Annotated in this window: 13 protein-coding genes; 11 read left to right on the plus strand and 2 right to left on the minus strand. The window is 59.1% G+C overall.

The annotated features are described in order from the left end of the window. Positions 1-98 precede the first annotated feature (98 nt). On the plus strand, positions 99-764 hold the full coding sequence (locus tag ACSVHP_RS01945; protein WP_234675044.1) for a MarC family NAAT transporter: 666 nt from the start codon (positions 99-101) through the stop codon (positions 762-764). Positions 765-856: 92 nt separating this feature from the next. On the opposite strand, the gene ACSVHP_RS01950 is transcribed toward ACSVHP_RS01945, so the two are convergent. After that, positions 857-2,053 carry a sugar transporter gene (locus ACSVHP_RS01950; protein ID WP_447550799.1) on the minus strand — a complete coding sequence of 399 codons (1,197 nt, stop codon included), beginning with the start codon at positions 2,051-2,053 and terminating at the stop codon, positions 857-859. Positions 2,054-2,229: 176 nt separating this feature from the next. On the opposite strand from ACSVHP_RS01950, the gene ACSVHP_RS01955 reads away from it, so the two are divergent. The 3 genes from ACSVHP_RS01955 (at position 2,230) to ACSVHP_RS01965 (ending at position 4,440) form a co-directional block, all read left to right on the plus strand. Beyond that, positions 2,230-3,018 (plus strand): PhzF family phenazine biosynthesis protein, encoded by a 789-nt coding sequence (locus ACSVHP_RS01955; RefSeq protein ID WP_447550800.1) that lies wholly within the window; start codon positions 2,230-2,232, stop codon positions 3,016-3,018. A gap of 27 nt (positions 3,019-3,045) precedes the next feature. Then, entirely contained in the window at positions 3,046-3,837 is a 792-nt protein-coding gene (locus tag ACSVHP_RS01960; RefSeq protein ID WP_447550801.1) for a PhzF family phenazine biosynthesis protein, read from the plus strand. Between the two features lie 120 nt (positions 3,838-3,957). Next, positions 3,958-4,440, plus strand: coding sequence for a GNAT family N-acetyltransferase (locus tag ACSVHP_RS01965; protein WP_447550802.1), 483 nt, complete (start codon positions 3,958-3,960; stop codon positions 4,438-4,440). On the opposite strand, the gene ptrR is transcribed toward ACSVHP_RS01965, so the two are convergent. Further along, the gene (gene ptrR / locus ACSVHP_RS01970; RefSeq protein ID WP_447550803.1) at positions 4,394-5,272 is read right to left on the minus strand and encodes a putrescine utilization regulator PtrR; all 879 of its coding nucleotides are present in this window, start codon (positions 5,270-5,272) and stop codon (positions 4,394-4,396) included. The genes ACSVHP_RS01965 and ptrR overlap by 47 nt on opposite strands. A 99-nt stretch (positions 5,273-5,371) precedes the next feature. Between ptrR and sad the strand changes: the two genes are divergently transcribed. From sad to ACSVHP_RS02005, 7 genes are all read left to right on the plus strand, one after another. Next, positions 5,372-6,760 (plus strand): succinate-semialdehyde dehydrogenase, encoded by a 1,389-nt coding sequence (sad, locus tag ACSVHP_RS01975; protein ID WP_447550804.1) that lies wholly within the window; start codon positions 5,372-5,374, stop codon positions 6,758-6,760. 94 nt (positions 6,761-6,854) lie between these two features. After that, on the plus strand, positions 6,855-8,444 hold the full coding sequence (locus tag ACSVHP_RS01980; protein WP_447550805.1) for a methyl-accepting chemotaxis protein: 1,590 nt from the start codon (positions 6,855-6,857) through the stop codon (positions 8,442-8,444). Between the two features lie 62 nt (positions 8,445-8,506). Next, entirely contained in the window at positions 8,507-9,433 is a 927-nt protein-coding gene (glsB, locus tag ACSVHP_RS01985) for a glutaminase B (RefSeq protein ID WP_447550806.1), read from the plus strand. After that, a complete protein-coding gene (locus ACSVHP_RS01990; protein ID WP_447550807.1) occupies positions 9,433-9,795 on the plus strand; it encodes a DUF4186 domain-containing protein in 363 nt (120 codons plus the stop codon). Before glsB ends, ACSVHP_RS01990 begins: the two co-directional genes overlap by 1 nt. A 107-nt stretch (positions 9,796-9,902) precedes the next feature. Then, positions 9,903-11,348 carry a diguanylate cyclase gene (locus ACSVHP_RS01995; RefSeq protein WP_447550808.1) on the plus strand — a complete coding sequence of 482 codons (1,446 nt, stop codon included), beginning with the start codon at positions 9,903-9,905 and terminating at the stop codon, positions 11,346-11,348. 189 nt (positions 11,349-11,537) lie between these two features. Next, positions 11,538-12,530 carry a diguanylate cyclase gene (locus ACSVHP_RS02000; RefSeq protein ID WP_447550869.1) on the plus strand — a complete coding sequence of 331 codons (993 nt, stop codon included), beginning with the start codon at positions 11,538-11,540 and terminating at the stop codon, positions 12,528-12,530. Between the two features lie 52 nt (positions 12,531-12,582). Further along, on the plus strand, positions 12,583-13,548 hold the full coding sequence (locus ACSVHP_RS02005) for a sensor domain-containing diguanylate cyclase (RefSeq protein WP_447550809.1): 966 nt from the start codon (positions 12,583-12,585) through the stop codon (positions 13,546-13,548). The last annotated feature ends 63 nt before the right edge of the window (positions 13,549-13,611 follow it).

The following is a 13,611-nucleotide window of genomic DNA, read 5'->3' on the forward strand; positions in this document are numbered from 1 at the left end:
CCCGGGTGAAAATAATGGTTACGTTGTGTACGTGGCTGAACGGGGCGGTTTGCCCCTATAATTGCGGTGTTGAATATGGATAAGGACAACGAGGCACTATGTTGGATTTGATTAAAGCCATTAGTCTGGGTCTGGTGGTGCTGCTGCCGCTGGCGAACCCGTTAACCACGGTGGCGCTGTTTTTAGGGCTGGCAGGGAACATGAACAGCCAGGAGCGCAATCAGCAGTCGATGATGGCCTCCGTCTATGTTTTTGCCATCATGATGGTGGCCTATTACGCCGGACAGGTGGTGATGAACACCTTCGGGATTTCGATTCCGGGCCTGCGTATCGCGGGCGGGCTGATCGTGGCGTTTATCGGTTTCCGGATGCTATTCCCGGCGCAAAAGGCGCATGAATCGCCGGAGGCCAAAAGCAAGTCCGAAGAGCTGGAAACCGAGCCATCCGCCAATATCGCCTTTGTGCCTTTAGCCATGCCGAGCACGGCGGGGCCGGGAACCATTGCGATGATCATCAGTTCCGCCTCCACGGTGCGCGACGGCTCGACCTTCCCGGACTGGGTGATTACGGTGGCGCCGCCGATTATCTTTGCGCTCATCGCGCTGATCGTCTGGGGTTCGCTGCGCAGTTCTGGCGCGATTATGCGCTGGGTGGGCAAGGGCGGCATCGAAGCGATCTCCCGCCTGATGGGGTTCTTACTGGTCTGTATGGGCGTGCAGTTTATTATTAACGGCGTGCTGGAAATTATTAAGACCTACCATTGAGTGTGTTGCCGGGTGGCGCTGCGCTTACCCGGCCTACAAAACCCGTAGGCCCGTGCAAGCGTAGCGCCACCCGGCACAATCCCGCAAAACGGTCACCCGTGCTGACCCTGCTCCTCCATCGCTACCGGCCACTTGCGGAAAATCAGCACCGACCAGATAAAGGCCGCCAGCGCCGGGATCGCCCCGATATAGCCAATCGACGACATAGAAACGTGCAGGCTGATCTGATTCCCCACCAGCGCACCCGCGCCAATCCCAATGTTGAATATCCCTGAGAACAGCGCCATTGCCACGTCGGTGGCGTCCGGGGCCAGCGCCAGGACCTTCACCTGCATTCCCAGACCGATAATCATGATCGCCACGCCCCAGAAGATGCTCAGCACCGCCAGGTGCATTTCGCTCCCGGCCGCAGGCATCAGCAGCACTAAGCTTGCTACCAGCACGCCGATGGCGCTACTGACCAGCAGCGAGGCGTGCTGATTGCCGAGCTTGCCAAACAGCACGCTGCCGATAATGCCCGCACCGCCCAGCACCAGCAGCAGAACGGTGGCGAAGTTGGCGCTAAACCCGGCAACCGTCTGGACGAAAGGTTCGATATAGCTGTAGGTCGTGTAGTGCGCGGTCACTACCACCACGGTAAGCAGATAAATACTCATCAGCGCCGGACGACGGAACAGCAGCGGCAGGCTTTTCAGCGATCCGGAGTGCTCGCTCGGCAGCGTCGGCAGCAGCTTCACCAGGCACACCAGCGTGATCAGCGCCCCGGCGCCAATGGCGAAGAAGGTGGTGCGCCAGCCAAAATACTGACCCACCACGCGGCCAATCGGCAGGCCCAGCACCATCGCCAGCGCCGTGCCGGTGGCAATCAGGCTCAACGCCTGGGCACGTTTTCCCGCCGGGGCCAGACGAATGGCTAACGAGGCGGTAATCGACCAGAACACCGCGTGGGCAAAGGCAATGCCGATACGGCTAATCACCAGCACCGTAAAGTTCCAGGCCATAAACGACAGCACGTGGCTGGCGATAAACAGCACGAACAGCCCGATCAGCAGCTTGCGCCGCTCCATCTGGCTGGTCAGCAGCATAAAGGGCAGGGACATCAGCCCCACCACCCAGGCGTAGATGGTGAGCATGATGCCCACCTGCGCCGTTTCCATATGGAAACTGTCGGCGATGTCAGACAGCAGCCCGACGGGGACAAATTCAGTGGTATTAAAGATAAACGCGGCAATGGCCAGCGTGACCACCCGTAGCCACGCGACCTCGCGGGAAACAGTGTTTGTTGTCATAGGAACGTCAGGGATTCGTTGCTTGAAAGATGAGAAGGCGATCTTAAAGCGTTAAACGGCTAAAACTCAATCATTATGTGATGCAGATCTCATTATTTACCTTATGCCAGCGGTAGCGGTGAGCCATTTTTTCCTTGAATATAAAGGACAACAAAAAATTAACAGGCGACAGGACAATGCAGGAGATTGATTTTTATCTGGTTGATGCGTTCAGCGATACCTCGTTTGGCGGTAATCCGGCGGCGGTCTGCCCGCTTAAAGCGTGGCTGCCGGACGAAACGCTGCTCAAAATGGCGCAGCAGCATAACCAGTCGGAAACCGCGTTCTTTGTCTGCCACAAGGGCGGCATCGAGCTGCGCTGGTTTACCACGCTGACGGAGGTCAACCTGTGCGGTCACGCCACGCTTGCCACGGCATACGTTCTGTTTAACGAGCTGGGCTACCCGGACTCGCGCATCCATTTTGAAACCGCGTCCGGCATTTTGACTGTCACCCGCGAGGGAGAGTGGATGACGCTCGACTTCCCGGCCTGTCCAACCGAAGCACAAACCCCGCCGCCGGAGATGCTCGCGGCGCTGGGCGTTGACCACTATGTCGATGCCCGTAAAGGCCGCGCCTGGGTGGTGGTGCTGGACAATCAGCAGCAGGTGGAAGCCATAAGCCCCACTATCTCGGCGATGACGCCGGGCGAGCATAAAGTCGCAGTTACCGCGCGGGGCGACAACGGTTACGATTTCGTCAGCCGCTTCTTCTCGCCGGGCGTGGCCGTCTGGGAAGATCCGGTGACCGGGTCTTCGCACACCATGCTGATCCCGTACTGGAGCGAGAAGCTGAATAAAACCGCGCTCTTTGCCCGCCAGGTTTCCGCGCGCGGCGGCGACGTGCGCTGCGAAGTCAAAGGCAATCGCGTGCTGATGAGCGGCAAGGCGTCGCTCTATCTCAAAGGAAGCGTATTTCTGCGCTAAGGCGTTTTAACAACAGGGGAAGAGATAATGCAGGAAATTGATTTTTATCTGGTCGATGCCTTCAGCGATAAAAACTTCGGCGGTAACGCGGCGGCGGTCTGTCCGCTCGAAGAGTGGCTGCCGGACGACACGCTGCTCAAAATGGCGCAGCAGCACAACCAGTCAGAAACCGCGTTCTTCGTGCGCACGGACGAGGGCTTTGAGCTGCGCTGGTTCACCACGCTCTATGAGATCAACCTGTGCGGACACGCCACCCTCGCGGCGGCGCACGTTATCTTTGAGTATCTCGACTATCCGCACACGGAAATTGTCTTCTCAACGCGCTTTGTCGGCGATCTGACGGTCAAGCGCAGCGGCGACTGGCTGACCTTAAACTTCCCGGCGTGGTCTACGGAGCCGGTAGATAATCCTCCTGAGCTGCTGCTTAGCGCGCTGGGCATCACCCAGGCCAAAGAGGTGCGCGTCGGGCGCGACTACCTGGTGGTGCTGGAGAGCCAGCAGCAGGTGGAAGCCCTGAAACCGGACACGTCGGCGATGATCCCGCTGGAGAAAATGGTCTGCGTGACGGCGCCCGGCGAGCAGTATGATTTTGTCAGCCGCTTTTTCTGTCCGGGGGAAGGCGTGCCGGAGGATCCGGTGACCGGCTCCACCCACAGCATGTTAATTCCGTACTGGAGCGAAAAGCTCGGCAAAACGCAGCTCAGCGCCCGCCAGGTATCGTACCGCGGCGGCGATCTGCGCTGCGAGCTGAAGGGCGACCGGGTGCTGATTGGCGGTCAGGCAACGCTCTACCTGAAAGGTAAAATATACCTGCGCTAAAAAGGGTAAAGGTGGCGGGGCTAACCCGTCACCGGGCTTTAGGATTCTATAAGTTAATACTATGAACGCCCCGCGCGCGGCTGCGTTATAACCTTGAATTAAAAAGACAAGGAGCCCGCCATGTATTCCATTTCCTCTGCATCTGCACGCCATCCCGATATCCTGAATCTGATTGCGGCGCTTGACCGCTACCAGAGCGAGCTTTACCCGGCCGAAAGTAATCATCTGCTCGATCTCAGCGAGCTGTCGCAGGAGACTCTGATCCTGATGATTATCCGCGATCCGCAGCTGAACGCGGTGGGGTGCGGCGCGGTGGTGCTTAACGGCGACGGAACGGGCGAAATGAAGCGGGTCTATATCGATCCGGCCCATCGCGGCCAGCATCTTGGCGAAAAGCTGCTGGCGGCGCTGGAAGATGAAGCCCTGAGCCGGAACTGCCATACCCTGCGCCTGGAAACGGGCATTAAACAGCACGCCGCCGTGCGTCTTTACGAACGCTGCGGCTACGAGACTCGCCCGGCCTTTGCCCCTTACGCGGAGGATCCGTTAAGCCTGTTTATGGAGAAGGCGCTGGTGGCTGACGTTCGTTTAGCAGCGCTATAAAGGCCTCCAGCTGGCGGGTCATCGCCCCGCGCCGCCACACCAGCCAGGTGGTCAGCCAGCGCCAGTTTTCCGCCAGCGGCCAGGCGGCGACCTGGTGGTGTCCCGGCATACTTTCCAGCATCGAGCGGGGCATCAGCGCAATGCCTGCCCCCGCGATAACGCAGGCCAGCATCCCGTGATAGGACTCCATCTCGTGAATACGCCCCGGCGTGGCGCGGTCGGCGTGAAACCAGCTTTCCAGATGGCGGCGGTACGAGCAGTTGGCACGAAAGGCGTACACGTCGCTGCCGCTGACCTCCGTCGCGCGGTTCACCTCCGGGTGCCCGGCGGCGGCAACCAGCATCATCTCTTCCCGGTAAACCGGCATCCCTTCCAGCTCCGGGTGCGATAGCGGCCCGTCGACAAAGGCGGCGCTGAGCGTACCTTCCAGCACGCCGTCGATCATCGTCCCGGACGGCCCGGTCGACAGGGCAAACTGAATGCGCGGGTAACGTTGGTTAAACTGCGCCAGACTTTCCGGAATGCGCACCGCGGCGGTACTCTCCAGCGCCCCCAGCGCAAACAGCCCCTGCGGCTCGTCACCGGCGACCACCATGCGCGCTTCGTCCACCAGCGCCAGGATCTGCCTGCTGTAGCGCAGGAAGTTATGTCCGGCGGGGGACAGGCGCAGCCGCTGATTCTCGCGAATAAACAGCTCGACGCCCAGATCCGCCTCCAGCTGACGAATACGGGTGGTGAGATTCGACGGCACCCGATGCACCTTCTGCGCCGCCTGGGTGATGCTCCCGGTCTGGGCGACGGCGTTAAACATTTCAAGCTGAGTTAAATCCATACCATTCTCGATTCGTGAACAAAGTGGTCATTATTATTCATTTTTAAGAAATAGCAGAGTCGGTCACAATGAATCAACCGTTACCGCATGGAGAACATCATGACTTACTCACCTGCAACACATGCCCTGTCCGTCAATCCCGCTACCGGGGAAACCCTTAACGCCTACCCGTGGGCAACCGCTGGCGACGTCGATCGCGCCATTGCCCAGGCCGATGCCGGGTATCGCGCGTGGCGCAAAGAGAGCGTTGAATTCCGGGCGCAAAAGCTGCGCGATCTGGGCGCGGCGCTGCGCCATCGCGCGGAAGAGATGGCGCAGATGATGTCCCGCGAGATGGGCAAGCCGATTGCCCAGGCGCGGGGCGAAGTGGCTAAATCCGCTCACCTGTGCGACTGGTATGCCGAACACGGCCCGTCAATGCTCAACGCCGAGCCAACCCAGGTCGAGAATAACAATGCGGTGATTGAATACCGTCCGCTTGGGCCTATCCTTGCGGTAATGCCGTGGAACTTCCCGCTGTGGCAGGTACTGCGCGGCGCGGTACCGATTTTGCTCGCCGGTAACAGTTACCTGCTGAAACACGCGCCGAACGTCCTCGGCTCGGCGTCGCTGATTGCGCAGATCTTTGCCGACGCGCGCTTCCCGCAGGGGGTGTTTGGCTGGGTCAATGCCACCAACGAGGGCGTGAGCCAGGCGATTAACGATCGTCGTATCGCGGCGATTACCGTCACCGGCAGCGTGCGCGCCGGGGCGGCGATTGGTGCCCAGGCGGGGGCGGCGCTGAAAAAATGCGTGCTGGAGCTTGGGGGTTCCGATCCCTTTATCGTGCTCAATGATGCCGACCTGGATCTGGCCGTGAAAGCCGCCGTCGCCGGGCGCTATCAGAATACCGGGCAGGTCTGCGCCGCCGCGAAGCGCTTTATCGTTGAAGAGGGGATCGCAGAGCGCTTTACGCAACGCTTTGTCGAGGCGACGGCAGCGCTGAAGATGGGCGCACCGGAGAGTGAAGAGACCTATATCGGCCCGATGGCGCGTTTTGACCTGCGCGACGAGCTGCATCAGCAGGTGCAGGCGACCCTGGCCGAAGGGGCGACGCTGCTGCTGGGCGGCGAGAAGCTTGCCGGGGAGGGCAACTACTACGCGCCGACGGTGCTGGGCAATGTCACCCCGGAGATGACCGCGTTTCGTCAGGAGCTGTTTGGCCCGGTCGCGGCGATTACCGTGGCGAAGGATGCCGACCACGCGCTGCATCTGGCGAACGACAGCGATTTTGGCCTGTCGGCAACGGTCTTTACCGCAAGCGAAGCCAGGGCGGCGATGTTCTCCCGCGATCTGGAGTGCGGCGGGGTGTTTATCAACGGCTACAGCGCCAGCGATGCCCGCGTGGCGTTCGGCGGCGTGAAGAAGAGCGGTTTTGGCCGTGAGCTTTCCCACTTTGGTTTGCACGAGTTCTGTAACGTGCAGACGGTATGGAAGGATCGCCTGTAGTTCGCGCCTGGCGCTGTCATGATATTGCAATGGTTCTGTCATTTTCGTTTCGTAGACTCGCTCGCGTCTAACGCATTGTTTACAGAAGAAAATTATGAACCTAACGCAAATTTTTCGCCGTATTGCGCAGCGCATCATGCCCCGTCAGTTTGGCCTGCTGGCGGGGATTTTTTGTATTATCGGGCTGTTCTCCGCGCTACAGCTCTCCTCGTCATTTCTGCTGACCGCCTCCCTGCGGGAAGCACAGCATAACGAACGCCATAATCAGCTGGCCTATCAGCAGCAGGGGAAGCTGGATCAGGCTCGCGTTTCGCTGCTGGCGGCAAGCGATCTGCTTAACCGCGCGGGCGTCTGGTTTATGCAGGATAAAGAGACCGGCTCCGAAGGCAGCTGGCACAGCCTGATGGATGAAGCGCAGCAGGCGCTGGCGGCCTCTCAGCAGGCATGGAACGCCTGGCTTGCGCTAAACCCGCCGAAGGACGAGGCGCTGGTCAACAGCTACCAGCTTTTCTTCGGCGCCATTAAGGAGCAGACGGAAGGTCTGGTGAAAACCCACTCCATCGACAGCTTCTTTGCCGTACCCGCCCAGGCGTTTCAGACCGACTTCAACGATAACTATGCCCGCTATCAGCAGACGAGCGAGCAGCAGGCCGTAGAGGGGAGACAGTCGTTGATGGAGCGCCTGTCGGGGCTGCAAACCCTGTTCCTGTTTGCGCCGCTGGTGCTGCTGGCGATTGCCGTGCTGGTCTGGTTTGGCATGGTGAAGTGGGTGATCGCCCCGCTGCGTCGGCTGATTGGGCATATCGACAGGCTGGCGGCAGGGGATCTCTCAGCCCCACCGCCGGGCGTGAAGCGCTTTAACCGGGAAATTAACCAGCTTGGCGACAGCATTTCAACCATGCAGGGCGGGTTGCAGCAGCTGGTGTCGCAGGTTCACGACGCCACCGCCTCGATGGTTGAGAACATTGGCGCACTGGCGCAGGGGAATCAAAGGCTGTATCAGCAGTCGATTCGCCAGGCGAAAGAGCTTGAGGACGTCACCGCCCATATCGCCACGCTGGAAACGCACGTTGAGGGCAACACCGGGTATGCGACGCTTGCCCGCTCGCGGGCGGACGAAGCGCGGCAGGCGGCGGAGGGGGGCGACCAGATGATGTCTACCGTGAACGCCTCGATGCAGGCGATCGTCGAGCGATCGTCCGAAATGCGCGGGATCGTATCCATGATCGACAACGTGGCGTTCCAGACCAACATTCTGGCGCTCAACGCGGCCATCGAAGCGGCCCATGCGGGTAATCAGGGGCGCGGTTTTGCTGTGGTGGCCCGGGAAGTGGGGTTACTCGCCCGTAAAAGCAGCCACTCGACGCAAACCATTCAGCAGCTGATTAATCACTCGTTGCAGGGGATTGACGAGGGCTCCAGAGCGGTGAATCGTTTAGAGGATAATTTGCAGCAGGTTACCGGACTGGTGGGCACGCTGAGCAGCCTGCTGAATGATATCTCAGTTGCCACCCTGAGCCAGGGGGAGAGCATTCATCTGATGACCCGTCAGCTTCACGCCCTGAACCAGGTGTCGCGGCAGACGGATGCGCTGGTGTCCGGCGCGTCGCAGGCCTCGGAGCGGCTGCATCAGGAGTCCGATCTGCTGCTTCAGGCCGTGTCCCGATTTCGTCTTCCCGCCTGACGTGATACATAAGCCTCTGTTATACTCGCAGCCCGTTTTAGCCTGAGGGCAAGGAGCAAAGTGTGGCTGCGGTCATCCATAATGAGATGCTGGACGAGATTCTGGCGCAGGTACGTCCATTACTGGGACAGGGGAAGGTTGCCGACTACATTCCGGCGCTGGCGTCGGTAAGCGGTAACAAGCTTGGTATCGCGATTTGCACGGTAGACGGGCAGCGCTTTCAGGCCGGGGACGCGGGCGAGCGCTTCTCGATTCAGTCCATCTCCAAGGTGCTGAGCCTGGTGGCCGCTATGCGTCAGTACGAGGAGCAGGAGATCTGGCAGCGCGTGGGTAAAGATCCCTCCGGCCAGCCGTTTAACTCGCTGCTTCAGCTTGAGATTGAACAGGGTAAACCGCGTAACCCCTTTATCAACGCCGGGGCGCTGGTGGTGTGCGATATGCTGCAAAGCCGCCTGAGCGCGCCGCGTCAGCGGATGCTGGAAATTGTGCGTCAGCTTAGCGGCGTGCAGGACATCGCCTACGATCCGGTTGTCGCCCGCTCGGAGTTCGAGCACTCGGCGCGCAACGCGGCGATCGCCTGGCTGATGAAATCCTTTGGAAATTTCCATAACGACGTTGCCACCGTGCTGCAAAATTATTTCCACTACTGCGCGCTGAAAATGAGCTGCGTCGAGCTGGCGCAGACCTTTTTGTTCCTCGCGCACCAGGGCGTTGCGCCGCACCTGTCGGAAGAGGTGGTGTCCCCGATGCAGGCGCGGCAGATTAACGCCCTGATGGCAACCAGCGGGATGTATCAAAATGCCGGGGAGTTCGCCTGGCGCGTGGGTCTGCCGGCAAAATCCGGCGTCGGCGGCGGGGTGGTTGCCATTGTGCCGCACGAGATGGCGATTGCCGTCTGGAGCCCGGAGCTGGACGAGACCGGGAATTCACTGGCGGGTGTGGCGGCGCTCGAGCGGCTTACCCAACGACTTGGACGCTCGGTCTACTGATGTCTTCGCTCGATCCGTTATTTTCTCGCCTGGCGCGTTCAACCTTCCGCTCGCGCTTTCGTTTAGGCCCAAAAGAGCGGCAGTACTGCTGGGATAAAGGGGCCGAAACCATTGACCAGCACGCCGCCGATTTCATTGCCAGGCGACTCACGCCCGCGCACCCGGTCAACGACGGGAAGCAGACGCCCATGCGCGGCCATCCGGTATTTATCGCCCAGCACGCCACGGCGACCTGCTGTCGGGGATGTCTGGCGAAGTGGCACAATATCCCGCAAGGTGTAACACTGGATGACAGGCAGCAAAATTATATCGTCAGCGTGATACATCACTGGCTGGTGTTGCAGATGAACGGCCAGAATTGACGGATTATTATCCTGCTGTATTTGTGTTATAGATGCATGGCTGATATTCCGGTACATGCTGACACCCGCAAATAATTGCGATAAGCGATTATATGGATTGATATTTAATGCCTGCTGCTCTCTCATCGTTCACGATTTTCCAGCCAGAAAATCCCCTGCGTAACGCGCTGGGGATCTTTATTCTCACCACCCTGTTTTATTTTATTGGTGCGGAACTGCGGTTGGTGGAAGCCTTATCTCTCTTCTGGCCGCTGAATGGCGTGATGGCGGGGGTGTTTGCACGTTATGCGTATCTTAACCGCCTGCGCTACTACGCGGTGTCTTATGTGGCGATGCTGCTTTACGATGCGGTGACAACCAGCTGGGGCGTGGCCTCGCTGGTCATCAACCTGTCGAATATGGTCTTTATCGTCACCGTGGCGCTGCTGGTGGTGCGTGATAAACGGCTCCTGAAGGGCAGACCGGATCCCATCAACGCGCTGCGGCTGTTCAACTACTGCCTGGTGGCCGCCGTGCTGTGTGCGCTGCTGGGGGCGTTTGGCTCGGTGGGCATTGACAGTCAGACCTTCTGGCCGCTGTTTGCCGACTGGTTTAGCGAACAGTTCTCTACCGGGGTGCTGATTGTGCCGTGCATGTTGACGGTCAAAATGCCCGGTAACGAAACCCTGGAGCGTCTGCGCCTCGACAAGATGCTGCCGGTGCTGGCGCTGATCGTGTCCGTCGGGGCATCGGTGGTGATTGGCGGAGCCGGGAGCCTTGCCTTCCCGCTGCCTGCGCTGATCTGGTGTGCCGTGCGCTATTCGCTGCCCGCCACCTGTCTGCTGACCTTTGTCACCGGGGCGGTGGAAATTGTTCTGGTGGCGAACTCCATTATTAATATTGCCGTTGCCGCACCCCTTTCCACGCCGATGATGTTCTCCGCGCGTCTGGGGATCGCCACGATGGCGATTTGTCCGGTGATGGTCTCCGTGAGCGTCGCGGCGATCAACTCCCTGATCAAGCAGGTCTCCCTGCGTGCCGATTTCGACTTCCTGACCCACGTCTACTCCCGTTCCGGGCTGTACGAGGCGCTTAAGCAGGAAGAGGGGCATCGTCACTCCCGCTTCCTGACGGTGATGCTGCTGGATATCGACTACTTCAAAAGCATTAACGATAACTACGGTCACGAGTGTGGCGACAAAGTTCTCGCCACCTTTGCTCAACAGGTGCGAAACGTGGTTGGCGAAGACGGACTGGTTGCGCGCATGGGCGGGGAGGAGTTTGCCGTAGTGGTTAACGCCGGCGATTCGCATCAGGGCTTTGAGCTTGCTGAGCGGATCCGTACGTCGATCGCCAGCCACCCGTTCGTCTGGCGCGATCGAACCCTGTTCCTGACGGTCAGTATTGGTCTGGGAAGCGGTAAGGCAGAATCCAGGCAGTTGACCGAGGTCTTTAACAGGCTGATGGCCGAAGCCGACGACTATCTGTATCGTTCGAAAAAAGCAGGTCGAAATCGTACGACGGCCCGTCTGGCAGACGATTTACTGGTGGCAGAACCCGAACGCAGGGCTTAACAGGTGTAAGCGTAACCACTCAAGGAAGAATGCACCCTCAATGTGATGGTTTCGTTAATAAATTGCTTGCTACACATTTTTAAGCTCAATAAGATACCGCAAGAAACATTTCGGAAAAATCTTAGCATGAACGGAACTGACTCACTCAGTAAACAGGCTCGCTTACCAGGAAGTCGGTTCGTCAAACGTATGTACCTGATGCGTATTCTGGGTACGTTTCTCTGCTTTATTCCCATTCTCTCCGTTCTGATTGAACATCAGCGTTCCGTCTGGCTGATGGTTTTGCTGGCGGTGAACGCCTTTGTCTGGCCTACCTTTGCCTGGCTTCGGGCGCGCAGCTCCGCCATACCGCTGGCGACAGAGCATCGAAATCTGGTGATTGACGCCGGGGCCGGGGGCTTCTGGATAGCGATGATGGCGGCCAGCCCGCTGCCGTCGGTGACGATCGCCGCGATCCTGCTTGCCGACCGGCTGGCGGCAGGCGGCGTTGTCCTGATGAGAAAGGCGGCCATCACCATGCTGGTGGTGTTTCTCGCCACCTGGCTGACGCAGGGGATGGCGGTGGATCTGTTTGTCTCCCAGCGCACCATGTTTGCCACGCTGCCGCTGGTGGCGATTTATATCATCGCCCTGAGCGTGTTGACCGACAGCATTGCGCTTCGCCTGCGGGTCAAAAGTCGCGAGCTTGAACGTATTGCGATGATGGATCCGCTGCTGGATATTGCTAACCGGCGTCTGCTGGAAAAGCGTATCGATCATGAACTGAAAAAGCTGCGCCTCTCGCGTCGTGAATCGGCGCTGATGTTTATCGATATCGATAATTTTAAAGAGGTAAACGATCGGTTCGGGCACAAGGTGGGGGATGCGATGCTGGCAACCGTGTCGCAAATCCTGCATCTTGCGACGCGGCCGACCGATACCCCCGCGCGGCTTGGCGGCGACGAGTTTGTGATCCTGCTTCCCGAAACCACGCTCGACGAGGCCCACATCGTCGCCACCCGCATAATGGACGCCACGGCGGTGATGAAAGATGTGGCCCAAGAGGCCGTTCACTGTACGCTCAGTATCGGGATTGCCTGCGCCACCCGCGAGATGGAAAACGTCACCGACTGGCTACAGGCGGCGGATAACGCGCTTTACCGGGCTAAGCGAGAGGGCAAGAACAGGATCTTCGCACACTGACAATGTCTCTGTTTAGGCTACGCTTTTAAGAAACCCCGCGTCAGGAGACAGCATGAAAGCACCTGAATTCCCTGCAAACGAACTGGAACGCCTGAATTCTCTGCGAGAGTCCGGTTTGCTCGACATCGACGGTTCCGCGGCGTTTGACCGGCTGACCCGCCTGGCAAAACGTTTTTTTAAGGTGCCGCTGGTGATGGTCAACGTGCTGGACGAGCATGAGCTTTTCGCTAAATCGATTGACGGTGAGGCCAGCCCAACTTACCCGCGCAATATCTCGTTCTGCGGCCACACCATTTTGCAGTCCACGCCGCTGGTGATTTCCGATACCCGTCAGGACGCGCGTTTTGTTGATAACCCGCTGGTTATCGGGCAGAAGGGCATCCGTTTTTATGCCGGCATGCCGCTGCGTTTACGCGACGGCGCGAGCGTGGGTTCGCTGTGTCTTATCGATTATGCCCCGCGCGAGTTTTCAGAAGCGGATCTGGCGGTATTAGCCGATCTCGGTGCGCTGGTGGAGGATGAATTTGCCGCCGTCAGCGCCGCCACCACCGACGATCTGACGGGCCTCTTTAACCGTCGCGGGTTTAACCAGTTTGTGAACTTTGCGCTTTCCGTTGCTCGCCGCCGGGCCGAGCCGCTGACGCTTGGCTGGATCGATCTCGACAAGTTTAAGCAGATAAACGACCGGTTCGGCCATGAAGAGGGCGATAAGGCTCTTAAAACGATGGCGGACCTGATGCGCGGTTCGTTCCGCGAGGCGGACCTGCTGGTGCGTTTCGGCGGGGATGAGTTTGCGGTGCTGTTCGCCGACACGGACGAGCAGGGCGCGTGGATTGCCATGCAGTATCTGGCGGAGCAGGTCGCGGCGTATAACGCGCGCAGCCTTCATCCCTGGTCGCTGGCCTTCTCCTGGGGCGTCAGCGAGTTCGATCACGCCAGCAATGACCAGCAGCAGTGGCTGAAAGAGGCCGATGAGAGGATGTATGACATGAAGCGCCAGCACGGCCTGGCACGCTGACATAGTAAAATCCTATCACCCCGGTGATTGCGTTAAATAATTGTTAAATGCAAAGTGAGGGTA

The organism is Enterobacter sp. 186315 (genome assembly GCF_053290175.1).

Coding starts and splice junctions, on each gene's coding strand:
- ACSVHP_RS01950 (WP_447550799.1), bottom strand. CDS start 2,053: ATGACAACAAACACTGTTTCCCGCGAGGTCGCGTGGCTACGGGTGGTC.
- ACSVHP_RS02000 (WP_447550869.1), top strand. CDS start 11,538: ATGTACCTGATGCGTATTCTGGGTACGTTTCTCTGCTTTATTCCCATT.
- ACSVHP_RS01965 (WP_447550802.1), top strand. CDS start 3,958: ATGTATTCCATTTCCTCTGCATCTGCACGCCATCCCGATATCCTGAAT.
- ACSVHP_RS01960 (WP_447550801.1), top strand. CDS start 3,046: ATGCAGGAAATTGATTTTTATCTGGTCGATGCCTTCAGCGATAAAAAC.
- ACSVHP_RS02005 (WP_447550809.1), top strand. CDS start 12,583: ATGAAAGCACCTGAATTCCCTGCAAACGAACTGGAACGCCTGAATTCT.
- ACSVHP_RS01995 (WP_447550808.1), top strand. CDS start 9,903: ATGCCTGCTGCTCTCTCATCGTTCACGATTTTCCAGCCAGAAAATCCC.
- ACSVHP_RS01945 (WP_234675044.1), top strand. CDS start 99: ATGTTGGATTTGATTAAAGCCATTAGTCTGGGTCTGGTGGTGCTGCTG.
- sad (WP_447550804.1), top strand. CDS start 5,372: ATGACTTACTCACCTGCAACACATGCCCTGTCCGTCAATCCCGCTACC.
- ptrR (WP_447550803.1), bottom strand. CDS start 5,272: ATGGATTTAACTCAGCTTGAAATGTTTAACGCCGTCGCCCAGACCGGG.
- ACSVHP_RS01990 (WP_447550807.1), top strand. CDS start 9,433: ATGTCTTCGCTCGATCCGTTATTTTCTCGCCTGGCGCGTTCAACCTTC.
- ACSVHP_RS01955 (WP_447550800.1), top strand. CDS start 2,230: ATGCAGGAGATTGATTTTTATCTGGTTGATGCGTTCAGCGATACCTCG.
- ACSVHP_RS01980 (WP_447550805.1), top strand. CDS start 6,855: ATGAACCTAACGCAAATTTTTCGCCGTATTGCGCAGCGCATCATGCCC.